Here is a 24,008-nt window from a genome sequence, read left to right on the forward strand (position 1 = left end):
GGGAAATTTCAGATTTCAGATTTTAGATTGCAAATTTATTTTGAATCGACAATTTTAAATCTGAAATCTGAAATCTGAAATTGCTAGAGGGTAAGGCAAAAGAAAAAATATATTCTTCCTAATTTCTTTTGCCTTTTGACTTTTGAATGAGTGACTTACTCCTCTTTACGGTCTTCAGGATTGACAGCAAAATTTGGATCTGGTTTAGCCCGCAAGACCGAGTTTGTGCCTCCTGACAACATCGGGTCTTCATCCTGAAGGGTTTCAGCAGCAACACTTGATTCAGATCCCGATGAGAAAACAGAACCGGGAGTGCTAAACAAGTCTGAAGCTTGAAGCTTTTCTAAGGGAATTCCCGATGACGTTTTAGCTTCGGCAACTTTGTTAGCCACAAGCTTGCGAATGTTGAGAGGAGTGCGCGTCCCATAGTCATAGGGCCCTGTCGCTAAAACCGGCTCTTTCAAGAAATTCTCCACTGGCGGCGGTGAAGAAGTCATCCATTCCAAAGTCAAAGCTTGCCAGGGATTGTCAGCAGCTTTGGGGCCACGGAACCAACTCCAAACAGCATTGATGATAAAGGGAATCGTAGAAACCGCGAGAATATAAGCACCTATGGTGCAAACCATATTGAGGGCGGCAAATTTGGGATCGTACATTGCTACCCGCCGAGGCATACCTTCCATCCCCAGCTTGTGCATGGGCATGAAGCACATATTAAAGCCGATCAGTGTCAGGGCAAAATGAACTTGGCCCCAGGTTTCGTTCATCATGCGCCCCGTCATTTTGGGGAACCAGTGATATAAACCGCCATACAAACCGAACACACTGCCACCAAACAAGACGTAGTGCAGGTGAGCCACGATAAAATAAGTGTCGTGAACGTGGATGTCGAAGGGCACTGCTGCTACCATGATGCCGCTCAAACCGCCGATCACAAACATCGACACAAAGCCCAAAGCAAACAGCATGGCGCTGTTGAGGCGCAGTTTACCGCCCCAGATGGTAGCTAACCAGCTGAATACCTTAATTCCGGTGGGTACGGCAATGATCATTGTGGCGATCATGAAGAACATCCGCAACCAAGCGGGAGTGCCGCTGGTGAACATATGGTGCGCCCAGACAATCAGCCCCAAGAAACTAATGGCTATGCTGGAATATGCGATCGCGCGATAACCAAATATCGGCTTGCGGGAATAAATCGGCAGAATTTCCGAGATCATGCCAAACACCGGCAGAATCATGATGTAAACAGCCGGGTGGGAATAAAACCAGAACATATGCTGGTAAACCACCGGATTGCCCCCGCCAGTCGGGTTAAAGAAAGCTGTACCCGCTATGAGGTCAAAACTGAGCAGAATCAAGGCTCCTGCTAATACTGGCGTCGCGATCAAAATCAGTGCCGAAGCTGATAGCATTGCCCAGCAAAACAAGGGCATCTGATTGAGACTCATACCGGGAATTCGCATCTTGAGGAGAGTGACTAAAAAGTTCACCGCACCCAAAATTGAAGAGGTTCCCAGTAAGAGAACGCTGAGAATCCAAATCATCTCACCCGCTTTGCCGCTGATGATGCTTAAAGGGGGATAAGATGTCCAACCTGCACCTGCTGCGCCAACGAAGAAGCTGCTCAACAGCAAGATACCAGCAGGGGGAATCATCCAAAAGGCAACAGCATTCAATCGTGGGAACGCCATATCCCGCGCCCCGATCATCAAGGGGATCAGGTAGTTGCCAAATCCACCAGTGGCAGCAGGCACAATCCACAAGAAAATCATTACTGTGGCGTGGATCGTAAACAAACTGTTGTAGAGTTCGGGGCTGACAAAATCTGGGTCTGGCGTGGCGAGTTCCGTGCGAACCGCAGAGGCTAAAGCACCGCCAATGAGATAGAAAATAAATGTGGTGACGAGGTATTGAATGCCTATCACTTTATGGTCGGTGCTAAAGCCAAAGTATTTTCGCCAATTATTGTCAGTTTCTTCTCCGTGGGCAGCCGATATAGCTGTTTCTTCAAGCTGTACTTGTGTGGTCATAGCAATTTGGGATTAGGGATTTTGAATTTGAGATTTCCGATTAAAGATTTGGAATTCAATCTTTAATCTGAAATCCAAAATCTAAATTTCGTGATGAGATGGGTGAATTTGCTTGAGAGTATCAGAGTTTATCCCCATTTCGGCTGCGTAGGGAGCTAGAAATTTAGCAGTTGACATTTCGGCTGGGTTTACTGCCACGGCCCGATCGAGGTTATCGAAGCTTGCCACTTCCTGCTGACTTTGAATCCAGGCATCAAATTCTTCCAGTGTCTGGACTATGACCTGCGTTTTCATGCTGCCATGATAGGAACCGCAGAGTTCGGCACAAATCACAGAGTAGGTGCCAGCTACTTTGGGAGTGAATTGCAGTTGGGTTTCACTACCTGGAATTGCATCTTGCTTGAGGCGGAATTCAGGTACCCAGAAGGAATGGATCACGTCGTTGGCGGAGATGTTTAGTTTTACTTGCCGTCCGACGGGGACGTGCAATTCGCCAGAAACGACGCCACTATCGGGATAGCTAAAAATCCAGGCAAACTGCAAACCAGTTACGTTAATTTGTATCTGGGCGACTGAGCTTTCTTCTGGGGAAGCACCAATACCGAGAGCATTTTGCTGTGTATCGCTGTCTAAGGTGGCTGCTAGAGCAGATCCGGGCATCTTCTTCATAGCCTGCATACCGTGACCGGCCATAGGATCTAAGCCGCCCATAGCATTGTAAACCTCAAAGCTGTAGACCCCAATCACAAGCACAATGATGGCGGGAATCGCTGTCCACAAAATTTCCAGGGGAACGTTACCGTGCGTCGGCGGCCCGTCTGTCATATCACCCGGACGCCTGCGAAATTTAATGACGCAATAGATTATAACGCCCTGAACTATGAGAAACAGACCTGTGGAGATGGTCATCATCAGGTTGAATAAATTGTCTACCAAAGGCGCTTCTTCGGAGGCTGCCACTGGCAGTAGGCCATGATTCTGGCCGTACCAGAGGCTGACAAGGGTCAGCACAATACCAGCGATTAGAGTTGAGATGTTACTTGGGATTTTCACGGCGATTTAGGTTGCTTGCATAACTGCTTGATTTTTCATCCAGGCTGGCTGATGTCAAGACGCGGGTCGGCCCCTTAAGCATCGAAAAGTCCGTCTGCCTTGATTTTAGACAAGCTATCCGTTTTTCAGTACTGATTCCGTTCGATTTTTGCTAACATTCATTAACAAAAACTTCCTGTTTCATCTGGGACTGTCGGCAGCACCCCATCCACAAGCAGACACGAGAGAACTTCCCGCGTTAATTTCTCGATATTAATTGCGGCATTCAAGTCTCTATCCAATTCTAAGCCACAATCACATCGATAAACTCGTTCTGATAATTCCAAAACCTCTTTGACGAAACCGCAATTTGAACAGGTTTTACTACTTGGCTTAAACCTGCCAATCACTACTAGCTTACTGCCATACAAGGGACATTTATATTCTAACTGGCGACGGAATTCATAAAATCCCATATCCCCTATCGATGCAGCTAAACAATGATTAGCCATCATCCCTGACACATTCAAATCCTCAATTCCTACTACTGCGTGGTTTTTGCTTAAGTAAGAGGTGAGTTTATGTAATGTGTCCTTGCGGATATTGGCTATCTTTTGATGCAGTCTAGCTAAGGCTTTGACTGCTTTAAACCTGTTGGCAGAACCTTTTTGACGACGTGCTACAATGCGTTGGAGTTTGGCTAATTTATGTTTGGCTTTTTGGTAAGACTTTGCACCTTGAAATATCTCTCCTGTCGATAGGGTAGCCAGGGTTTTTATTCCTAAGTCTACTCCCACTACATCCCGTTTTTTTGGTGTTGATTGAATTGGCTTTTCTATTTTAAATGAGATAAACCAGCTGTCTGCTTTTCTGCTAATGGTGACTGATTTCGGTTTTGTCCCTACTGGTAATCGCTCAAAAGTTTTCAGCTTTCCTAAGATTGGTACTTTGATGCTCTGGTGTTCTATGTGGATTGAACCATCTAGAGTGAATGAGTCTGTGTGACCTTTTTTCTTGAATTTAGGTAACCCTTTTACACCGTTGAAGAACTGTTTAAATGCTTCTGACAAATGCCTTAAGGCATATTGGGGGGCGCATTTACTTACTTCGTAATACCAAGGATTTTGGGATTTTATTGATGCTACTAGCCATTTATGCAGGTCTATGGCTGTGGGGAATTTAATTTTGGATTCTGGGTAAGAACGGTTGTGTTCTAAGACAGTTTGACATAAAGCCAAACCCTGATTCCAGGCGTGACGTGCTACGCCTGCGTGTTTGGCTAGAGATTGCCGCAGCGAAGAGTTGACTTTGATTTTGGTTAATAATCCCAGTAGCATAGCCAAATTTTACTATGGGTTTGGCAAGGGTGGCAAGGGCGTGAGGAAAAGTAAATGTTTGTAAGTAAATGTTAGGAAAGTGACTACTGTTGATGAACCCTTCCCAAGGTAAAACAGGAGTCGATAAAGGTGGGGTTTCCCAGGCGATTTTTTCAAGATTTCTTCAGGATCGCTTCTGTAGGTGTGGATTTTACCGAACTCAACCTTTTATAGCTAGGGACTAGGGGCTAGGGGCTAGGGGCTAGGGTCAGAAGGGGCTAGGGGCTAGGGTTTCGCCGTGATAGCTCAGCCGAACGGTTTCAGGAATTAAGAACGTCCTAACTGCCAAGGCAGTTGCTTTAATATCAATTCGGCTGTACTCGCATTGTATGTTCGTCTGTTACGCCTGGGATGTATGTTACTTTTGTTACAAAAAATCTTACCGTATTCTCATATTTTGGGAAAAAGTCAAGATAAAGTAAATATTTTGGAAGCAAAAAATACCTAAAGGTTTTCCGCCTAACAGGATTCGATCGGTACATTATTAGCTAGAGCCGACCATTGAGTTCTTGCGGTGCTAGGCTCGGAATGAGCGGATGTTCAGAATTTGCTTAACATTGGGAAAGTGATTAACCCGAAGGTACAGCTCATGGCTGAGACTGTGTTGCATCAGGATGTTCGCACGGAAGCTACCACCCCCGTAGATTTTATCCGTCGCTTTGTCTGGAAGATAGCCGTAGCGACGCTGCTTTTGATGGCAGTGGGCAGTGCTACGCGGGTGATGAATGCTGGGTTGGCTTGCCCGGACTGGCCCCTGTGCTACGGTCAGTTAGTACCCAGCCAGCAGATGAATCTTCAGGTGTTCTTGGAGTGGTTTCACCGATTGGATGCGGCTTTAATTGGCCTTTCTGCGATCGCTCTGGTAGGCTTGTCGTGGTGGTATCGGCGTCAGTCACCGCCTTGGCTGCCTCTAGCGTCCGCGTTCGCATTCTTTTCGATCGTTTTCCAAGGCGTCTTGGGAGGACTCACCGTTACACAATTATTGCGGTTTGACATTGTAACCGCTCACTTGGGGTGCGCTTTGTTGTTTTTCATCACCCTAATTGCGATCGGCATGGCTCTTTTGCCCTACGAAGGCACCGGCACAGCCCGTAAGTTAGCTCTTGTAAGCTTAAGTGCCGCTATCTTAGTTTATCTGCAAAGTATTTTGGGTGGACTGGTGGCATCCCGCTGGGCTCTGCACCAATGCTTTGGCGCGTCTCAACTCTGCGCGGTGATGAATAGCCACATTGCTGGTGTCGTTCCACCTACTTTGGCAACTCTGGCTGTGCTAATTATGACATGGCGCACACCCGCAGTGCATCCCACTCTCCGGCTGCTGGCTAATACTGCCGCTGGTTTGTTGGTATGCCAAATTGCTCTTGGTGTGGCAACTTTGCGCCTGCATCTCCAGGTGGAACCTTTAACAGTAGCTCATCAAGCAGTCGGAGCGACATTACTGGGATCGCTGGTTGCGTTCGCTGTTTTGGCATGGCGCGATGTATTAAGTACACCCCGCTTCTCGCCTTCGCAAGCTAATAGTTAGAGGGAATTTCCAATTGCAAATTTCAAATTTATGATTGAAAAATTAAATGTGAAATCTGCAATTTGAAATCTAAAATTACCCTTGGGCAATTAGCAATTAGCAATTAGCAAAGGACTAACAGAATTCATGCAAGAAATTATTGCTACTGGGGTTTCCCGTCACCATCAAAACCTTAAAGAGGTAATTCTGAGCTACTATCAGCTGACGAAGCCTCGCATTATACCGCTGCTGCTAATTACAACAGCTGCGAGTATGTGGATGGCGTCAGAGGGACGGGTAGATCCGCTGTTGCTGCTAGTTACGCTGGCGGGTGGAACTCTTGCTGCGGCTGCGGCTCAGACGCTCAATTGCATCTACGATCGCGATATCGATTATGCAATGGAACGCACTCGCCATCGCCCTATTCCTGCGGGTAGAGTGCAGCCGCGAGATGCGTTGCTATTTGCAATTATCCTCGCTTCTCTCTCTTTTACTCTGCTGAGTGTGTTTGCAAATTTGCTGGCGGCGCTGTTGGCAATGTCGGGTATAGTTTTCTACATGGCAATTTACACCCACTTGCTGAAACGCCACACTACTCAAAACATTGTGATTGGTGGTGCTGCTGGTGCGATTCCGGCTTTGGTAGGATGGGCGGCTGTGACTGGTAGTTTAAGCTGGTCAGCGTGGATGTTATTTGCGATCGTCTTTTTATGGACGCCTCCCCATTTCTGGGCGCTGGCTTTAATGATTGGCGATGATTACGCTAAGGTAAACATTCCCATGTTACCAGTTGTAGTTGGTGAGGTTGCTACTACCCGCCAAATCTGGATTTACACGCTGATTATGGTTCCTGCAACGTTCGTGCTAATTTATCCTCTGGGTACGGCGGGTGTTGTTTATGGTTTGTTAGCCGCTGTGCTGGGTTGGAAGTTTATCCAGAAGGCTTGGGATTTGTTGCAGAATCCAGAGGAGAAAGATTTGGCCCGATCGCTCTTTAAATACTCGATCGTCTATATGATGTTGCTGTGTGCTGGTATCGTCGTCGATAGTTTACCTGTGACTCGTTATCTTACAGCTAACTTGGGTGAGAATTTGCAGGCAATAGTTAGCGCGATACCGATGTTGCAGTGAGATTGCGATCGATACTATTCGGATAAGCGGGATTAGAAACCCGGTTTCTTAAAAATAGGCGGACTCAGAAACCCGGTTTCTTAAAGAAACCGGGTTTCTATGCCTACAAAGATAAAATATGCCTGGTGAAGGTAAAATATATAGCAACCGCCTTGGCGGTTAAGACATTCTGAATTCCTGAAACCGTTCGGCTGAGTTTCGACAAAGCTCAACTTCCGCGCTCACGGCGAAGCCCTTGATTATAAACACTTCTTCCCTAGTCCCGTTCGGCTGAGCGCTCACGTCGAAGCCTAGCCCCTAGCCCCTAGTCCCTAGCTATATGAGTCAAGAATTAATCGACTTAAGAACAAGCATCTTGGAGGGACGCTACGTTGATGCTTTGGCAATCGTGGATGATCTAGAGGGAATGAGTAAACAGTCAATATTGGCTAATATTCAATCCTTTTTAGACAGGATGATGATGCACTTAATTAAAAATCAAGTTGATCAGCGATTAACTAATTATCGGGCAGCCTCAATTGCAGATTCTATCATCCGAATTAAGCGATTGAATACGAAAGAGAATAAAACTTCTTACTATCTCAAAGCAGATGAATGGGATGAAATAATTGAAGAGTCATTAAAGGCTGCAATTATTGCGGCTAGCGTAGAAGTATTTAATGGTGAATTAAGTCCAAATCAACTATCAGAATTAGTGGAGAGAACTAAAGTTATAAATAATACAAAGACGTTGCTGGGTTTAATTTACGTTCATTCAGCTAGGGAATTACCTGACATGATTCCTAATTACTTAGCGCAATTACCGGGTGGGGAAGATTGGAAGGAAGGGAGACGGTAGAGGATGTTTCACCCAATTAGTCATATCAACTAATTCTTCATTTTGATAGTCCGATGGTGAACCAAATACTGTATTCATGTTTAGATATCAATCATTCGGCAATATTATGCGATCGCTCTTTTTCTTGCTGCTGGGGAAGAGATGACATATCAGCACTTTTTCCGGCTGTTAAGGTAGCTTGATTTTGGGTTGAGCCGCCTTGCAGCTTCACTTTTTTATTAATGCGTTTCCGGTTTATTAAATTACTAGCAACTTGCCAGGTTAGTAAGCCTGCGCCCAAACTGAGAAAAATAATTAATATGAAGGTAGGCAGGGAGTTAAAACTCAATGGCTTATTAATGCCTATTACTCCCGGTTCCTGCTTAATCCAGTACGGGGCGCTAGTTGCTACAACTCCTGCCGCGCCTATACCAAAGCCTACTGCTTGGATGGTGTTTTGCAGGTTGCGATCGCGTTCTGCCTGCTCGATCTCCACCCGTCCTCGGATAGCATTTAGGGCTTTTTCTAGCAAGTCCGATCCATGTCTAAAATAGCCTAAATCTGCTTGAATCTGTTCGCTAAATAGTCGGCAATCTGACTCTAAAAAGCTTTCTATAAAACTGAGGTCATCGGCTGGTAATTTGCTCTTTATATCCCTTGTTTCTCGCTGATAGTTTTGGGCATTATGCTCAACATTCAGCCGATAAATATCTAAATCTCTAATGTCTCTAGAGTATTCTAGATGCTTTTGGGGAATATCTTTAAGGTATTCTTTAAATTGGTTTAATTCTGCTTCATTTAGCGTTTTACCTACGGGCATTTGTTCAAATATCTTATCTATATAGGGGTCTATTTTTAGATATTCTTCAGCAACTAACCGCTCAATTTTCTGGCTTCGTTGGTAAGCGCCGATCGCTTTGTTACGATAGCAAAATAAATTGATAAAGTTTGAATAGTTGTCTACAAATTTGTCACTTGTCTCTGGTTTGCAGTATACCCAAACTAAAATATGACAGTAGTTTTCAGTTTCAACGGGGTTTCGATATTCAAAAATAGGGCTTCCAAATAATTCTCCTTCCTGGTAAAATTGAGGTAAATTAATTTTCTTAGGAATGAACTCTTTCAAACAGTCATCGGCTAGTTTTCTTAATTCCTGCCGATTTTGCGGTAATTTCCAGGGAAGCCACTGTTTTTCTTCGGTGTACCAAACAGTTAAAAGCAAAGTTTGACCCAGAGAACTACCAATTTTTTCAGGCATCAAACAGCCATCTGGGTTTAAGAGTTTGAGAAAGTTTAGAGGAACAGGTTTTGTTTTTTTATCATTTTCTTCTTCTGGGCGGCGAAGATTTAAGGCTAAGGTAAATGTATCGTGTATGCGGACTGGACAAGCTATGCCTGTAATTGCTAATGGAGGAGTATCGGGAGGGTAAACTTTACCCTCAAAGTGGAAATGCACATCATCTTCTGTTTTATCTTTGTACAAATCAACTCGATAACCTTCTTGTTCTTCAATAACTAGCAGTTTGGTAACTCCAAATTTATTAGAGAGAATGTCGTTGCACTTTTCCCATAGTAAATTTTGCTCATTGGGCGGTGTAGTTGAATCAGTTGAATGACGCTTTTTTAGATGAAAAGCAAATAAATGAACGTTAGGGGCATAAACTTTAGAGGTCATTATGCTTCGATCTCAATTACTTAGATTGGTTCTTGAGTTTATCCTGCACTTGCTGGCGCAACTCTTGAAAGAAATTCTTAGTCCGAGATGATTGCTCAGAGTCGGATGGCTTACCTTGACCGACTTCTTTTCTGTCAGACGATTTTATTATCAGTTCATCTCGAATCGAGCGCCGTGCCATGCACCAGTTTCTCAGAATGTCGTCAGCATTGGCTGAAGGGTCATTTTCGAGAGATTCTAGAGTCCGATCTAAGTCTCGTAAGTCCTCGATTGAAAACAGTCCGGGTTGAGCCGTTTCTAAGAGGGTGGGTAGTTGGAGAAGCAAAGGGTCAGAAATCATAAATGTTACGTCCAATAGCGCAAAATGCTGCCCAAAATACAGGGTTTTGAAACTGTTTTTCGTCAGGGTCAATCCAGCCAAGACGTTGCTGAATTTGTTTATTTAGATTTTCGTCTAATTGTAAATCATTTGTCCATTCTTTTAATTTATCACCAGTGACATCCCGCAGCCAAATTTGAGCAGAATTGAGTGCCAATCCCACCGATAATCTCTGCTGCAAGTTCTGATAAAATTTTATCATCAACAAGGCGGTAGATATGTCATCGACGGCCCAAAGCGTCGCAACTACACTGGAACTCCCTGCCACTAGGAAGCCACTGGTGAGGCTGATGTATTCATCGCTGATGCTGGTATTATCACTGACGGCAGTTTCGCACGCAGAGAGAACAACAAGACGACATTCTCGTAGGTCTAAGGTAGATACGTCATCAAGAGTGAGGCATTTTCTGAGATCGAGGATTTCACTTTCTGATAGACGTAGGTAGCGAGATGAATCTTCCTCCGGTATGGGTGGGGAAATTTGGCTATCTGCTAGGATTATGGCAGAATTGAGGGGCTTCCAGAAGTTGAAGTAGCCGTGACAACTAAAATGGACACAATGGGCAGTATCAAGTTGGTAGTTGTATAGGGCGGTTTTAGTTGCTTCTTGTCGAGCAAGAATATTTTTAGATGTAAAATAGTGACTGATTGCCTCTACTTCGATATTGGTATAGGGGAGATCGCCTGTGGGGTCTTGTATAGCAATAAAATTATTGAAATTAGTTCGCTCTCGTTTTTTTGCCTGTTGTAGTAGTTGACAACTGGGGGCGTAGCTGACACCTTGCTTGAAGCAATCTAGCAAACAGGGGTTGGTGGGTTCAGGAGACTCAGTTTCTGGGTTGAATCGCCTCCAAGTTTCCTGACTGATTGGTAAAGCATGAAGGGGGAATAGATGCAAAAATAAATTAGGGATAAGGATGAGTTTATCAATACTTGGGGGAATTTGTGATAAGATTTCATCAATATGCAACTCCTGAGCTAGAGTTTGTAGGCGAGAGACGAGATCGCTGCGCCATTTAAGTTTATCATCTATAGTTCGGAAAAAATTTACAGAACTCCAATCTGTTGTCAATTCTGCCAAAGATATATCGAAAGGTAATTTACAAATAATAGGTGTTTTGCATTTATTAGTAATAATGAAAACGAGTATTTCTCCACCCGCAAAATACCACTCAACAATAGATTTCTTCTCATCTAGCAAAGCTTTAATTCGATCAAAACTAATAGGTGATAATTGCTCAATAGAACTGGAATGCTGATGTATTAGTTCTGTAATATTACGGGCTTTACTGCGTTCGACATATTCTATCGCTTCGTTTCTATACTTGATATCTTGGTTACTATGCTCTAGTTTTAGGCAAGTTGCAACCATACTCTGATAGGCGGATTTCCATTCTTCAGCTAGTTTCTTTTTATCTTCTTCTGATTGGGAACCAGAGATAATTTTAGTCCGTAAGGATTCCGCAGTATCGATGGCTTCCTTGTAAGCATTATAGGCATCTTGGTATCGTTCAGCACCGTAATAAACATTTGCTAGGTTTTTCTGAGTTTCGGCATAGTATTGAGGAAAATCATCACGGGTGTGTATAGTCAAGGCATTTAAAAAATGGCTAATTGCTGCTTTTATATCTTCATTTTTTGTAGTTTGGCTTATATGACTACGCTGGGCATAAGCACCACCTAAACTATTTTGAATATTAGCCCAGTTATTAGGAAATGTTGAAGTTTTAAACACATCCAACGCATCTAAGAAATAACTAATAGCTGCTTCTAAATCCTTTAAATTTGTCTCAATGTTCTCTATATTTTTGCTACGGTAAACATAAGCATTCCCCAGACTGTTTTGGAGCATAGCCCATCTTTGACTCTTATAATAGCCTAAGCGGATGTACTCTTGTGAAGCAGCTAAAAAGCCCTTTATTGCCTGTTCTAACTTTTTTGTCCGCTCTTCCTGCGTTACGATAAATTCAAGTATACTTGGTTCGTACTGAGCAAAAGCAAGGCAAGTATTGCCCAGATTGTGTTGAATAATCGACCAATCTTCAGGTGAATTTTCTTGAGTATAAACGTCTAAAGCATCTAAAAAACAACTGATTGATTTTTGTAAATTTTCGACTCTAGAATCTCGAATACGATCCCGATAGGCAGTACCCAGATTTATTTGAGTTTTAGCCCATTTGTCGGGATTGGCTTCCTTAGTTCGTACTTTCAGCGCATCTAAGTAGCAATTGATTGCTGCCTCTATATTCTCTGCACGTTCCCCGTCAATACGATCGATATAAACACCACCTAAATGTTTTTTAATCCAAGCCCAATCTTCAGGGTAATCATTCTGAGTATGTACATTTAGAGCATCTAAATAACACTGAATTGCCTTTTCTAAATAATCGCTTCTAGTTTGTCCAACATAATCTGCATAATCTGCATAAGCAAGCCCCAACATACTTTTGGTTTCTGCCCAGTCTGTCGGGGTATCTTCACAATTCTGTACCTCTAAGGCAGCCTTAAAATAATCAATTGCCTTTTCCAAGCTCTCTGCCTGCTTATCTCCCCAAACAGGATAAACATAAACCATGCCAAGTCTATATTGTAGGCTTGCCCATGCTTTTGGATCGGCTTCGTAAGTAAATACATTTAGAGCGTTGGAGAAACATTCAATTGCTAATTTTAAATCTTCTAAGCATTTTCCTTCCTTACGAGCAACATAAACATCACCTAAACTAATTTGGTTGATTGCATAGCTTTTTGGATATGCTTCAATGGTAAAAACATTATCAACTGCTTTATAACCTGTGATGGCAATTTCTAAATTCGTAGCTCGATTTCCTAATGGAAAACGTGAAATTAATAAACTAAACTTATGAATGTCTATAGCTACGTCTTTTGCTTCATCTCGCTTAAGTTCTAAGAACCTTTCAGATGCCCATTCTTCTAGTACACTAGGAAATACCTCATGTAGCAAATGCAATTTAGTTTTCAGAAATCTATGTATGATTTCCTGGTCGGCATTACTCTCTGCTACCAATGAAAATAATTCATAAAAAAAGAAAATATCAACTTTAAAAGAAGGTGGAGAAGGTTCAGGCAATCCCAGGTTTTTGGCTATTTGAGAGGCAATATCAATCAAGAAATTAGCCTTGTTTCGCTCACCTCTATCTGATAAGGCTTCTGCTGCTTGCTCCAGAGTTTTTATTAACCCTGCACTCAGTAAATTAGGGTTAGCATCTAAAATACCCTGCACTTGATTGATACTAGAATAGGGTAGTAGCATTTCAACTAGCTCCCAATAAGTTTCTCTGAATGATTTTTCCAAATACTCTGCCCAATCTAGTAAAAATATTGCAGTATTTTGTTGTCCTGCTTGCTGCTTTTGGTCAGCCACCAACCTCATGATCTGCACTAATGTCTCGTCTAGCAATTCTCGATTATTTTGCAATAAGCTATTTTCCTGACCGCTAGAGCAAGTCAGCAGCGCGTTAATCAATTGCAGATAATCTTGGATACGATTTTCATCCATTAGCGTGTGACCTTCAAAACTCATCCTGATTGAGTATAACTGCAAACTCCGCAATTACGCCGACCTACTTAAAAAGCTACTTCATTACAGCGGGAACCGCTGTAATGAAGTAGCTTTTTGTAATAGCTTACTTTATATTATTAACCCAAGCGTTGGGTTTTGTCAAGAGTCAAATAGATAATGAAGAAATCGATATCTATATTGAAATCGATAAAGTTCCTCAAGTCCCGGACTCCGTTAACCCCTATCAGTCAAGCTGTAATACATTTTCTGGGTGCATTCCGATTTAGTGAATATACTGAATTGTGCTAAACTAGATAAATTCAACCAGGTTTCCCTATGAATCCCACAAAGACTCCCGAATCACCACCTATCCAAGACGAAACAGCCAGATACGAGCAAGTAATTGACCAGTTACGTCGGTTAATGGGAGGCTCAATGGAGTATGTTAATATCTGGCTAAACTCACCTCATCCTGACTTGGGAGGTCTTACACCTCAGTTTTTCATAGATACAGGCAAGATAGAGGTTGTCGAGTCCCTAGCCTGGGCGATGGAACATTGCCTTATTGGGTAAGGATGATCTTAAAGTGTTGACTAATAATGAATTAATCGCAGCTGTGGCTGCACTGCCTACTTCATCTCTGACAGGATTAGCATTTCGTGTTATCTTCGTAAGATATCTCGATACCGCTTTATCCTCGATTGGCTCTGTCCTGGGCGGCAGGTATAATCCACCTCAAGCATTTCAAGCACTTTACCTTACCGAAGAATCCGTAACCGCCTTGCTAGAGGTAGAAGCTTTGTTTAAAACCGGGTTAAAACTCAGGTCTATTCCGAAATCACCTCTGATTGTACTTTCTATTTACTATCAATTGAACGCTGTTATAGATATCACTAATTTTGATAACCAACAGGCATTAGGAACAAATTTACAAGAACTCACTGGAAATTGGCGGCTGATGAATGCACTGGGTCAAATCGCTCCTTCTCAAATGCTTGGAGAAGCTGCTTACAATTTACAGACAATTGAAGCTTTGAAAGTGCCTTCAGCGCGTGACCCAAATACTCACAATTTAATAGTATTTCCCGATCGACTTTCTGCAAATAGCTCTTTGCGCGTATACGACGACTCTGGCACAATTAATGCACAACTGCCTTGAACGACGTTCACGGTGCATGACACTCCGGTTGTGCGATTCCGGAACTGTAGGGTGTGACAATTGGCGCTTGTGCTACCAGTTTCACTTCCCCTTTAGAGTTAATTACCCATCCTTGCGCTTCTACAATCTCAGTGCTGGCAGAGGTTTCCCCTCTGCCCCTCTGCCCCTCTGCCCCTCTGCTCCTCTGCCCCTCTGCTAAACTTGTTCTTAAATCGATCCATGTGGCGTTACCGCTGATTGGTTCGATCGGGCCTGGTGGCAAACCACCTCTACCTACGATCGCAAGTCGGCTTTGTTCTTCTGAGTTAGGACGACAAGCAGAAACAACTAGCCTGGTAGCATCAACCAGATTGTCTGGCAAATCCACTAAGCCAGAACTGGGATTGACATTGGGGGTGTTGATAGTTACCGTACCGCTTAAAGAAGAATCCGCACCTGTTGCTGTGATATCGCTACTAGACAGCAGTTTGGGATCTAAGAGGTTAGTATCGTTAGTGTTCAGTAGAATTTGCAGTTCTTCTCTAGTAAGTGACTGAGCGCCGAAGATGCCTTGGGTATTGATGGCGATCGTACCACCTCGATCGTTGAGAGAATTGGCACTGATATCGCTATTTTCCAAAGCAGCAAGCACATCGGTGTTGATAGTGATATTGCCGCCAACGATTTGGCTTCCTCGTGCGTTAGTTGCGATCGTACTATTTTGGCGCAAGATCAAGGATTGAGTTTGCAGTCTGATACTAGCCTGATCTTCCGTTAAAGGATTATTACCTTTGATAGTTTCCGTGCTGATTTGCGCCTGATTACCCAAAAAGATGGCATCAGCCTCGACTGCGATGTTGCCTGCCGCACCAGTCCCCTTACTGGTGCTGGTCAATACAGCGCCATTGGTTATAAACAGCGATCGCGCAGTAATGTTGATGTCGCCTCCATCTCCTAAAGCATCTTCATTCACAGTGCTTTCGGCTCCCGTGGAGACTTCTTTGTTCTCCGCACCATCAAAGGAGATGGTATCGCTAGCCACAATTTTTACGTTTCCCGCTCTCCCCTGTCCAAATGTGCTGACATCCATTACAGCGCCTTGAGTGAATGCGATCGATTTGGCGGTGATGTTGATGTCGCCGCTATTGCCAATGGCATTGGAATTAATATTGTTTTCTATGCGGCTCGATGCGATTGCGATCGTTTCGGTGGCATTTAGAGAAAGGTTTCCCCCTTGAGCATCGGCTGTTCCCAAACCTTTTGCTATCCCACCACTGAGGAGACTTGCTCCCGAAATATCTATATTCGCAGCATTAATGGTAATGCTACTGCCACCAGACCCTACCACATTAATGGCACTTTTATTGATGATCGATACATTCGATCGCGGCACTCCTTCGGGAAATTGTAGAGACGTTTCATGAAACGTCTCTACATCACCATTTAGCCCTATCTTTCCCTCTCCTGCTAGTCCGCCTAACTCAATTTGTCCATCGGTCGCCTGTAAAATGCCGCCATCGATGATAATATTGCCGCCTGCGATCGCTATTGTATTTCCTGGCAGAACTTCTAGGGGATTGAGAGAGCGATCGAAACTTTCCCTTTCGCCAGGGGCTCCCAAGTTCTGACCTTTCCCCTGTACCCGAATTTCACTAGGATTTCCGCTATATTGCAAACCAATCGGTACGTTGACACTCAGCAGGGGTGCGGTTTGGGGATTGGTGGCGCTGAATTCTATGCTAGAGCTAAATTTGATACTATTTGCTGTACTCGCAAACAACGATCCACCGATGTTTAGCCTTGCATTGAGGCCAAAAATAATCCCATTCGGATTAATCAGGAATAAGTTAGCGGTGCCATTAGCTCGAATTAATCCATCAATATTAGAAATCGAGTTACCTGTTACTCTTGTAAATATATTTTGGATATCCAGCCCATTGTTGAAAAATGCTTCGGTGCCAGTAGGGACAGAAAATTCCCGAAAGCTGTGGAAAAGATTGCCACCTGCTCTAGTTCCCCCCTCAATAATATTGGTATTTCCCTGCGGCGTAACGATCGAATTTATCGGCAGGGTGGCATCTGGCACAATTTGCGCCTCACCTTCTGGAACTAACAAGGCAAAATACAAAAGTAAAAATAAAATAGTACGCGCCTTCCCCAGATTAAAAATGAAGCAGGGAAATAGGTGATTAGCTTTAGCAATATCTGACAGTTTTTGCTGCTTTGTAAACGCTGACATATTTTTTCAAAACTTACACGATAAGGTACGTTGTTGCGCTTTAGCGCTAAAAGAGTGCTAAAGCGCAACAATGTACCCATTATCCATAAAGACTATAGAAACACTCTGTTCAAATTATTGAGATTTTCCCATAATTTTCGGCTATGAGGAATTGTTATGCTTTTGTTCAAAAAAATAACATTTTTATTCCCCCACTCCCCCGCTCCTCTGTTCCTCTGCTCCCCTGCTACAATAAAAGTAAAGATTGTTTAGATTTGTTAATTTGGGACAGCTATGGCTCCCGCAGTTTTAATCGAAAAACTCCAAAAGCGTTACGGTAAGGTTGAAGCCGTCAAAGATGTTTCCTTTCAGGTAGAACCGGGAGAGATTTTTGGTCTGCTTGGGCCAAATGGCGCTGGCAAAACAACAACCATCAGATGTATCTGTACCCTGGCGACGCCCGATGCTGGCAAAATTGAAGTATCTAGCATCAACGCGATCGCCAACCCCAAAGCAGCACGGCAAAAGCTAGGCTACGTGGCCCAAGAAGTTGCCCTCGATAAGGTGCTGACTGGTAGGGAATTACTGCAACTGCAAGCGGCATTATACCACATACCTGGCAAATTTGCCAAAGAGCGAATTGATAAAATGATAAGTTCGCTAGGATTGCAGGAATACGCCGATCAAAAAACTGGTACTTACTCTGGTGGTATCCGCAAGCGGTTGGATTTGGCTGCGGGATTGCTGCATAAACCAGATGTGCTGGTTTTGGATGAACCAACAGTAGGACTTGATATCGAAAGTCGCGTGGTGATGTGGGATATCTTGCGCCAGCTGCGGGATGCGGGGACGACTGTTTTACTGACAAGCCACTATCTAGAGGAAGTTGACGCGCTGGCTGACAGAGTGGCGATTATTGATAAAGGTGTGGTAATTGCTGCTGGTACGCCTTCGGAGTTGAAAGATAGGGTGGGAGGCGATCGCATTACCCTCCGCATCCGCGAGTTTTGCCCGCTCGAAGAAGCAGAGAAAGCCAAAGATATGCTAAAATCTTTTCCTTTTGTGCAAGAAGCGATTATTAACGTAGCTCAAGGGAACTCGCTCAATTTGGTAGTCACGCCTCAAAGCGACGCCTTAATTACCATTCAGCAAGCTCTACAAGCGGCTGGATTACCTACTTTTGGTATTGCACAATCGCGGCCTAGTTTGGATGATGTCTATCTTGCCGCGACGGGTAGAACGCTGATGGATGCGGAACTTGCTGCGGCTGGAAGTCGCGATCCCAAGGCGGAACGCAAACAGAATATGAAATAGGTTAATTTTTGAACAACGAAGACGCGAAGAGAAAAAAGAAAGATGAGCAGTACTGTAACTCCTTCTAAACCAAATGTTAGCTTGAAGCCAGAGGCAATGCAGGTTAGTCCTGCACCGGGTTTCTTTGGCGAACTTGTGCAAGAAACTTTGGCTTTAACTCGTCGTTTGTTTATTCAATTACAGCGGCGTCCCTCAACTTTAATTGCTGGGGTTATTCAACCTTTGATCTGGTTGGTTTTGTTTGGGGCGCTGTTTCAAAATGCGCCTAAAGGACTTTTTGGCGATACTGTAAATTACGGACAATTTCTCGCCGCTGGTGTGATTGTTTTTACAGCGTTTAGCGGCGCACTGAATGCTGGTTTGCCGATAATGTTCGATCGCGAATTTGGCTTTCTCAATCGTTTGCTGGTTGCTCCCCTGGCTTCCCGGTATTCGATCGTCTTCGCTTCGGCTATATTCATAATTACCCTCAGCGCGATTCAAACGTCAGCAATTATCGCGGCGAGTGCTTTCCTGGGTGCGGGTTGGCCCGATCCTTTGGGTTTGGGTTTGATTTCGCTGATTCTCCTGTTACTGGTTCTCGGCGTAACGGCTTTGAGTTTGGGATTGGCTTTTGCATTACCGGGTCACATTGAATTGATTGCGGTAATTTTTGTTACCAACCTGCCTTTGCTGTTTGCCAGCACCGCTCTCGCACCTTTATCTTTTATGCCAAGGTGGTTACAGACGATCGCGACTCTCAATCCTTTGAGTTATGCGATCGAGCCAATTCGCTATCTCTATCTAAACAGTGATTGGGCGCTAAATAGCGTGGTAATGCAGGCTCCTTGGGGTGCTGTTACCTTGGGTGGGGCGCTGCTAGTGCTACTGGTTCTTGATGTGGTAGCATTTTTAACTATTCAACCCCTCTTGCGTCGAACTTTTGCTTGATTGACATCCTCCCCCGTTAAGTTTGCCCTATAACGGGGGAGGCTCAACCTTAGTTAAATCAGAGATTTCGCAGATTAGATTTCGCTGAGAAATTCATAAGAATTCCTTAGTTAAAATCTCAGGCTTCAAGCCTGTAATATTTAGAGAAGTATCATCTTTTAACTGATTTACTAAGCAACAATCAACTTAAGGAACAAACAAAGCTATGAACGAAAGAATTTTCACACTCAATACCCACGTTCGCTTTTCTGATAAAAGGTCTGTGGTGACTGAAATTGTGAGCAATGAAAACTCTAGCATTGCTGTTTGGGGAGTACGACCCGGACAAAAAGTTGAAGCTCATTTCCACCCCGATGGACAAGATACATGGGTGATGCTACAAGGTAACTTGACTTACCACTTGGGTAATAGCGAGAATAGAACTTTGAGTCCTGGTGAATTGGCTTTAGCGGAACAAGGTCAAGTTCACGGAGCCATTAATGAAGGAACGGAAGACGCTGTATTCGTTTCTATCTACTCAGCACCGAAAATTGGCTACGTTAAAGCATCGCCTTAAGTTTCACAGTCAGTAATTCAATGCTAGATTATGAATAAACGCAATTTTTTATGGGGTGGTACAGCAATGCTTGGCACCGCCTTGTTATCACGCTATCTACCTTGGAGTTCAACAGATATGGCAACCGCAAATAATGAATCTGAAATCACAAAAACTGAGTCAGAGTGGCGCACAATTTTGACTCCAGAACAATTTAATGTACTGCGTAAACATGGAACGGAACGTGCTCACACCAGTCCGCTTGATAAGCAATATGGTAAGGGGACTTACGTTTGCGCTGGGTGCGATCTACCACTTTTTTCATCTGAAACCAAATTCGATAGCGGTACTGGCTGGCCTAGCTTTTTTGCCCCAATTGAAGGCGCGATCGGCACATCTGTAGACAAGTCATTTTTTACGACCAGAGTTGAAGTGCATTGTCATCGCTGCGGCGGACATCTAGGTCATGTATTTAACGATGGCCCTCAACCAACTGGCAAACGTTACTGCATGAACGGTGTATCCCTGGAATTTATTCCTAGCTGATATAAGCCTGGGTCGGCAGGCTTTGTTTGTGTAGCCCCAGCCTTTTTGCTTTTCAGGTATGTTGTTGCGCTTCAGCGCTTTAAGATAGCGCCAAGCGCAACAACATCCGAAATATTTAACTGTTTTTGTTCGTGTAGCCGCACCTTTAGGTTGAAAGCCCTGTTTTATATCTTGGATTCTTTGACTAACATTACGAATCTGTATATCATAGAATTATAGAAACCGCCTTGGCGGTTAGGACATTCTGAATTGCTAAAACCCTTTATTCTAAACTCTTCTTCCCTAGCCCCTAGCCCCTAGCCCCTAGCTATAATTGGTAATTCCATTAAGGCAGTATGAATCCAGAGTTACAGGTAAAATCTATCTTTGATACATCAAAACTTTACGAGCAAGATTTTTATTTGTGGTTGCAAACGACCGCTAAATTGTTAAAAGAAAGAAAACTAGATCTAGTGGATTTCGATAGTTTGATAGAAGAAATTGAAAGCATGGGGAAAAGCGAGAGAAAAGAATTAAAAACTAGATTGACAACCTTAATAGAACATCTTTTAAAAATTAAATATTGGCAAGCCGAAAAAGCTAATAATGCTAGGGGTTGGCGTCAAACTATTGTCGAAGAAAGAAGGAAAATTGAATATTTATTGGAAGATAGTCCCAGTCTCAGAGGATTGTTAGCAGAGCTATTTAGCGAATGTTATCTTAATGCTAGGAAAGATCTCTTAAGAAAATATGAATTAGAGGCAGAAATATTCCCAAGCGAACCTGCATTTACTCTCTTAGATATCCTCAATCCTGATTATATACCAGAGTAATTACAAGAGAACGCGATCGCATCCTGTTCGTTAGCAGGTAGAGTTTTCAAGCGGGCAATTGCTTGTTCGAGCAACTTAGTCATAGATCTGGCTATCTAATCTACAAGATGTCATTTAATTATCGCATCTACACCCCTCATCTCAAGAATGTCTGGTGAGAAAATGAATAGGTGACGAGGTGCTACGCGAGTGCGTGCCGTAGGCATATCGGTGTTAGTCTAAATCTTCCTCTGAAAGATCGGCATCCTTCAGCAGGCTTTTTAAAGTTCCAGTTGGTAAGTCTCGATTGCTATGAACAGGGATAGAAAGAATGACACTAATCCCTTCTTTTGCGTAGATATGATGGCTACCAGTAACCCGCTTTAACGTCCATCCATGCCGTTCAACAATTTTACAAAGTGTTTTACCAGAAACAGATTTCATAATGATAGCTCGATCGATTGTTTTTCAGGTTCAAGCTCTTCCTGCTGACTAGCAACTTCCAGCCACCCTTGAATCGCATCTTTGAGCATTTCTAATAATTGTTCGTAGGTTTCTCCCCAAGTGTGACATCCCGGCAAAGCTGGTACAGAACCACACCACACGCCATCTTCCTGCCAGATAATTGCTTTAATTTTCATGGACTTTTCCTTACACTGCCATGAGGTTTATTTTAGCGTACTATCGGACTGAGCCTTTGCTAGCCCAAAAGAGCGATCGCTTTGCTGTAGATTGCGCGAGATGCCTACGGCTCGGCTTTGTAGTAAGCATCCCTACCTCCCGATCGATCGATCGCTCTTTCTGTGAATAAAGCAAAGTGCGATTCGCTATACGCGATAGCTTCGCTTCACGCGCAGCGTTTCCGCAGGAGAATCGCATTTTTCACCCTCATCTTGCTGCAACAAATTCACCTACGGTTAGTCCAGCAGTACGAATAAGGCTACGCAAAGTTCCTTTAGCTACCTCTCGATGTCTGGAACGGATAGCGTTACGGTTTCGCCTTCCTTGACCAAGATGATGTGACTCCCACTTCGACGTGCAACCTGCCAACCAAACTTTTCAAACACACCAACTACTTCGCGACCACTGAGAATAGGAAAAGCGGTAGATATAATTACGCCATAACCTCTACCTGATGCGTCTCTACGGTAAGTGGGAAACCTCGTTCCGCACGGACTTGGAGACAGGCAAAAATGGCATCTTTAATGTTTTCTAGTGCCTCTTCTTTGGTCTGACCTTGACTGATACAGCCTGGTATACTAGGACACTCCACAATCCACATTCCATCTTCATCTCGATCGACTGTTACATTAAACCTCATCTTTGTTCGCAAGAATGAATTGCTTTCTTAGTATAGAACTGAGTGGATAGCAAGGGCCGATCGCCTCCGGCACGCATTCTTGTAGCATCTTTCATTTTATTCCAAATCCGCCAAAGCGACTTTCAAGCAAGCACGAACCTCCTTCCAGTCACGTTCCGACAGATGACCAATTAGAACCAAGTTGGCAGATGGCGGTAGAGTGACGATAAAACTGCGAAAAACAGAAGCAACTCGTAAACCTGCTGTTGCCCAATCTAGGAGTGTATAATCAGTTGCGCCTAAAGTATCTGTCTGAGTAGTAATGAGTCCAACTATTACATCAGGGCGGGTTGTGTTATAAGTAGCTGATGATAGAACCACAGCAGGACGACGTTTAATGCCAGTGACACCAGGAAAATCTACTGTTACCACATCACCAGGATTAAACGACACTCTTATATCTCCTCGTTTTCGGTAAAAAAGGTAGCTGCGTACTGCAAGGAAAAGGTTGTTGCATCGAGTTCATCTTGCTCACTCCAGGTATCGCTTTGAGCGACAATAGAGAGATTTTGCTGCACCAAATCGTTGAGGATAAGAGTTGCTAAGCGTAGCCGCTCAGTTGGTGAAAGGGTACAGACAACTCGATCGTAAACTTCTTGAACAGTGGTTGACATGGCAAATCCTCCTGTTTCTTATCCTAATGCGTAAGGTGAGCATTAGCGAAGCGATCGCATCCACACCCCTCATTGATGATAAAAAGTAAGGTGCGATCGCTTCGCTTCACGCGCAGCGTGTGCGTCAGCACGTATCGCACAAGCGTGTTATCATATATATTGGGGTACAATTGGCGGGTCAGCGTAGATTATGGCCGCGAAAGATATCTACCACAATACAGTCAAAACAGCCTTGGAAAAGGACGGGTGGAAGATAACCCACGATCCGCTGAGGTTGAAAATTGGCGAACGTTCCCTATACGTCGATTTAGGTGCAGAAAAACTCCTCACTGCCGAAAAGCAAGATCGCAAAATTGCTGTCGAAGTGAAAAGTTTTGTGAGTGTTTCACCAGTCAGTGACTTAGAAGAAGCTGTTGGACAATATATCGTCTACGAAGATATCTTAGAGTATTCAGAGCCAGACAGAATTATATATCTAGCAATTTCAGAAGAAGTTTATCTCGATATTTTCTCATAGCCTATCGGTCAAATTTTATTAAATAAAAAGCGACTTAAATTAATTGGTTTTAATTCAAAAAAGGAGACGATTGTCAGATGGATAGATTAGATGAATATCGCCAGATTATCCTAGATGTGCTAGAAGATCATGCTCGGATTCCCTACAGTCATGGAGAAATCAAAAGCACCGTTATTGTCGATCGCCTACAGAACAATTTTTTATTGATGGATGTAGGCTGGGATGGGGCAAAAAGAATTCATGGTTGTGTCGTCCATCTCGAAATTATCGACGGCAAAATTTGGATTCAACGGGATGGTATAGAAGAGGGAATTACTCCAGAACTTGTAGCCGCCGGAATTCCCAAAGATCGGATTGTTTTGGCGTTCCATCCGCCTCACGTTCGGCAATATACTGGATATGCGTTGGCGTAGTCTGGGATAGGCGATTTTAATCTGTGGTCGGTTGTTCGGAATCCTGTTGTAGAGACTGGCGATACTGTTTACCTAACTGCATTGCTTGAAAAATGTCGTAAAAATGTCGGATAAGAGCGGAAAAACTAACCCATCTGACCGATCTATGGACGCAGAAGTGTTGAA

At 43.6% G+C, this 24,008-nt stretch carries 26 protein-coding genes; 12 read left to right on the forward strand and 14 right to left on the reverse strand.

Annotated elements, in window-relative coordinates; genetic code table 11:
- Nucleotides 1-155: 155 nt before the first annotated feature.
- From ctaD to LAY41_RS18855, 3 genes are all read right to left on the reverse strand, one after another.
- Entirely contained in the window at nucleotides 156-2,033 is a 1,878-nt protein-coding gene (gene ctaD, locus LAY41_RS18845) for a cytochrome c oxidase subunit I (RefSeq protein WP_249101393.1), read from the reverse strand.
- Nucleotides 2,034-2,114: 81 nt separating this feature from the next.
- Nucleotides 2,115-3,086: a cytochrome c oxidase subunit II gene (locus LAY41_RS18850; protein ID WP_249101395.1), complete on the reverse strand. Its 972-nt coding sequence runs from the start codon at nucleotides 3,084-3,086 to the stop codon at nucleotides 2,115-2,117.
- Between the two features lie 161 nt (nucleotides 3,087-3,247).
- Nucleotides 3,248-4,402, reverse strand: coding sequence for an RNA-guided endonuclease InsQ/TnpB family protein (locus tag LAY41_RS18855; protein WP_338023021.1), 1,155 nt, complete (start codon nucleotides 4,400-4,402; stop codon nucleotides 3,248-3,250).
- Between the two features lie 628 nt (nucleotides 4,403-5,030).
- Between LAY41_RS18855 and LAY41_RS18860 the strand changes: the two genes are divergently transcribed.
- The 3 genes from LAY41_RS18860 (at nucleotide 5,031) to LAY41_RS18870 (ending at nucleotide 7,914) form a co-directional block, all read left to right on the forward strand.
- The gene (locus LAY41_RS18860; RefSeq protein ID WP_249101398.1) at nucleotides 5,031-5,966 is read left to right on the forward strand and encodes a COX15/CtaA family protein; all 936 of its coding nucleotides are present in this window, start codon (nucleotides 5,031-5,033) and stop codon (nucleotides 5,964-5,966) included.
- A 126-nt stretch (nucleotides 5,967-6,092) separates the two neighbouring features.
- Entirely contained in the window at nucleotides 6,093-7,076 is a 984-nt protein-coding gene (locus LAY41_RS18865; RefSeq protein WP_249101401.1) for a heme o synthase, read from the forward strand.
- Nucleotides 7,077-7,395: 319 nt separating this feature from the next.
- The gene (locus LAY41_RS18870) at nucleotides 7,396-7,914 is read left to right on the forward strand and encodes a hypothetical protein (protein ID WP_249101406.1); all 519 of its coding nucleotides are present in this window, start codon (nucleotides 7,396-7,398) and stop codon (nucleotides 7,912-7,914) included.
- A gap of 91 nt (nucleotides 7,915-8,005) precedes the next feature.
- Here the strand turns inward: LAY41_RS18870 and LAY41_RS18875 are convergent, their stop codons facing one another.
- From LAY41_RS18875 to LAY41_RS18885, 3 genes are read right to left on the reverse strand one after another with little or no spacing between them, the layout of a single operon-like run.
- A complete protein-coding gene (locus tag LAY41_RS18875; RefSeq protein ID WP_249101408.1) occupies nucleotides 8,006-9,568 on the reverse strand; it encodes a hypothetical protein in 1,563 nt (520 codons plus the stop codon).
- Nucleotides 9,569-9,584: 16 nt separating this feature from the next.
- The gene (locus tag LAY41_RS18880; RefSeq protein ID WP_249101412.1) at nucleotides 9,585-9,908 is read right to left on the reverse strand and encodes a hypothetical protein; all 324 of its coding nucleotides are present in this window, start codon (nucleotides 9,906-9,908) and stop codon (nucleotides 9,585-9,587) included.
- Nucleotides 9,898-13,464 carry a CHAT domain-containing protein gene (locus tag LAY41_RS18885; RefSeq protein ID WP_249101415.1) on the reverse strand — a complete coding sequence of 1,189 codons (3,567 nt, stop codon included), beginning with the start codon at nucleotides 13,462-13,464 and terminating at the stop codon, nucleotides 9,898-9,900. Before LAY41_RS18885 ends, LAY41_RS18880 begins: the two co-directional genes overlap by 11 nt.
- 339 nt (nucleotides 13,465-13,803) lie before the next feature.
- Here LAY41_RS18885 and LAY41_RS18890 point away from each other — a divergent pair, with 339 nt between their 5' ends.
- A complete protein-coding gene (locus tag LAY41_RS18890) occupies nucleotides 13,804-14,040 on the forward strand; it encodes an antitoxin Xre/MbcA/ParS toxin-binding domain-containing protein (RefSeq protein WP_249101417.1) in 237 nt (78 codons plus the stop codon).
- A 13-nt stretch (nucleotides 14,041-14,053) separates the two neighbouring features.
- The gene (locus tag LAY41_RS18895; protein WP_249101419.1) at nucleotides 14,054-14,626 is read left to right on the forward strand and encodes an RES family NAD+ phosphorylase; all 573 of its coding nucleotides are present in this window, start codon (nucleotides 14,054-14,056) and stop codon (nucleotides 14,624-14,626) included.
- A gap of 7 nt (nucleotides 14,627-14,633) precedes the next feature.
- On the opposite strand, the gene LAY41_RS18900 is transcribed toward LAY41_RS18895, so the two are convergent.
- The gene (locus LAY41_RS18900; protein ID WP_249101422.1) at nucleotides 14,634-16,844 is read right to left on the reverse strand and encodes a two-partner secretion domain-containing protein; all 2,211 of its coding nucleotides are present in this window, start codon (nucleotides 16,842-16,844) and stop codon (nucleotides 14,634-14,636) included.
- Between the two features lie 273 nt (nucleotides 16,845-17,117).
- Here LAY41_RS18900 and LAY41_RS18905 point away from each other — a divergent pair, with 273 nt between their 5' ends.
- The 5 genes from LAY41_RS18905 (at nucleotide 17,118) to LAY41_RS18925 (ending at nucleotide 20,960) form a co-directional block, all read left to right on the forward strand.
- A complete protein-coding gene (locus LAY41_RS18905) occupies nucleotides 17,118-18,137 on the forward strand; it encodes an ABC transporter ATP-binding protein (RefSeq protein WP_249101425.1) in 1,020 nt (339 codons plus the stop codon).
- A 42-nt stretch (nucleotides 18,138-18,179) separates the two neighbouring features.
- Nucleotides 18,180-19,067 carry an ABC transporter permease gene (locus LAY41_RS18910; RefSeq protein ID WP_249101427.1) on the forward strand — a complete coding sequence of 296 codons (888 nt, stop codon included), beginning with the start codon at nucleotides 18,180-18,182 and terminating at the stop codon, nucleotides 19,065-19,067.
- Nucleotides 19,068-19,272: 205 nt separating this feature from the next.
- On the forward strand, nucleotides 19,273-19,623 hold the full coding sequence (locus LAY41_RS18915) for a cupin domain-containing protein (protein WP_249101430.1): 351 nt from the start codon (nucleotides 19,273-19,275) through the stop codon (nucleotides 19,621-19,623).
- A 30-nt stretch (nucleotides 19,624-19,653) separates the two neighbouring features.
- Nucleotides 19,654-20,148 (forward strand): peptide-methionine (R)-S-oxide reductase MsrB, encoded by a 495-nt coding sequence (gene msrB, locus LAY41_RS18920; RefSeq protein WP_249101433.1) that lies wholly within the window; start codon nucleotides 19,654-19,656, stop codon nucleotides 20,146-20,148.
- Nucleotides 20,149-20,483: 335 nt separating this feature from the next.
- On the forward strand, nucleotides 20,484-20,960 hold the full coding sequence (locus LAY41_RS18925) for a DUF29 domain-containing protein (protein WP_249101436.1): 477 nt from the start codon (nucleotides 20,484-20,486) through the stop codon (nucleotides 20,958-20,960).
- 213 nt (nucleotides 20,961-21,173) lie between these two features.
- Here LAY41_RS18925 and LAY41_RS18930 read toward each other — a convergent pair whose 3' ends face one another.
- From LAY41_RS18930 to LAY41_RS18955, 7 genes are all read right to left on the reverse strand, one after another.
- Nucleotides 21,174-21,383 carry a type II toxin-antitoxin system HicA family toxin gene (locus tag LAY41_RS18930; RefSeq protein WP_249101439.1) on the reverse strand — a complete coding sequence of 70 codons (210 nt, stop codon included), beginning with the start codon at nucleotides 21,381-21,383 and terminating at the stop codon, nucleotides 21,174-21,176.
- Nucleotides 21,380-21,580, reverse strand: a complete 201-nt coding sequence (locus tag LAY41_RS18935; protein WP_249101441.1) for a type II toxin-antitoxin system HicB family antitoxin — start codon at nucleotides 21,578-21,580, stop codon at nucleotides 21,380-21,382. The genes LAY41_RS18930 and LAY41_RS18935 overlap by 4 nt, the downstream gene beginning before the upstream one ends.
- Before the next feature lie 40 nt (nucleotides 21,581-21,620).
- Nucleotides 21,621-21,818 carry a hypothetical protein gene (locus tag LAY41_RS18940; protein WP_249101443.1) on the reverse strand — a complete coding sequence of 66 codons (198 nt, stop codon included), beginning with the start codon at nucleotides 21,816-21,818 and terminating at the stop codon, nucleotides 21,621-21,623.
- 80 nt (nucleotides 21,819-21,898) lie between these two features.
- A complete protein-coding gene (locus tag LAY41_RS32985; protein WP_476726989.1) occupies nucleotides 21,899-22,126 on the reverse strand; it encodes a type II toxin-antitoxin system HicA family toxin in 228 nt (75 codons plus the stop codon).
- Nucleotides 22,054-22,260: a type II toxin-antitoxin system HicB family antitoxin gene (locus LAY41_RS18945; RefSeq protein WP_249101446.1), complete on the reverse strand. Its 207-nt coding sequence runs from the start codon at nucleotides 22,258-22,260 to the stop codon at nucleotides 22,054-22,056. Before LAY41_RS18945 ends, LAY41_RS32985 begins: the two co-directional genes overlap by 73 nt.
- A 96-nt stretch (nucleotides 22,261-22,356) precedes the next feature.
- Nucleotides 22,357-22,692 (reverse strand): type II toxin-antitoxin system PemK/MazF family toxin, encoded by a 336-nt coding sequence (locus LAY41_RS18950; protein ID WP_249101449.1) that lies wholly within the window; start codon nucleotides 22,690-22,692, stop codon nucleotides 22,357-22,359.
- 2 nt (nucleotides 22,693-22,694) lie between these two features.
- Nucleotides 22,695-22,913, reverse strand: a complete 219-nt coding sequence (locus LAY41_RS18955) for a hypothetical protein (protein WP_249101452.1) — start codon at nucleotides 22,911-22,913, stop codon at nucleotides 22,695-22,697.
- A gap of 190 nt (nucleotides 22,914-23,103) precedes the next feature.
- Here LAY41_RS18955 and LAY41_RS18960 point away from each other — a divergent pair, with 190 nt between their 5' ends.
- A complete protein-coding gene (locus tag LAY41_RS18960; protein WP_338023022.1) occupies nucleotides 23,104-23,430 on the forward strand; it encodes a XisH family protein in 327 nt (108 codons plus the stop codon).
- A gap of 77 nt (nucleotides 23,431-23,507) precedes the next feature.
- Nucleotides 23,508-23,843: a XisI protein gene (locus LAY41_RS18965; protein ID WP_249101455.1), complete on the forward strand. Its 336-nt coding sequence runs from the start codon at nucleotides 23,508-23,510 to the stop codon at nucleotides 23,841-23,843.
- The last annotated feature ends 165 nt before the right edge of the window (nucleotides 23,844-24,008 follow it).

Origin of the sequence: Argonema galeatum A003/A1 (assembly GCF_023333595.1) — a bacterium.
GTDB lineage: Bacteria > Cyanobacteriota > Cyanobacteriia > Cyanobacteriales > Aerosakkonemataceae > Argonema > Argonema galeatum.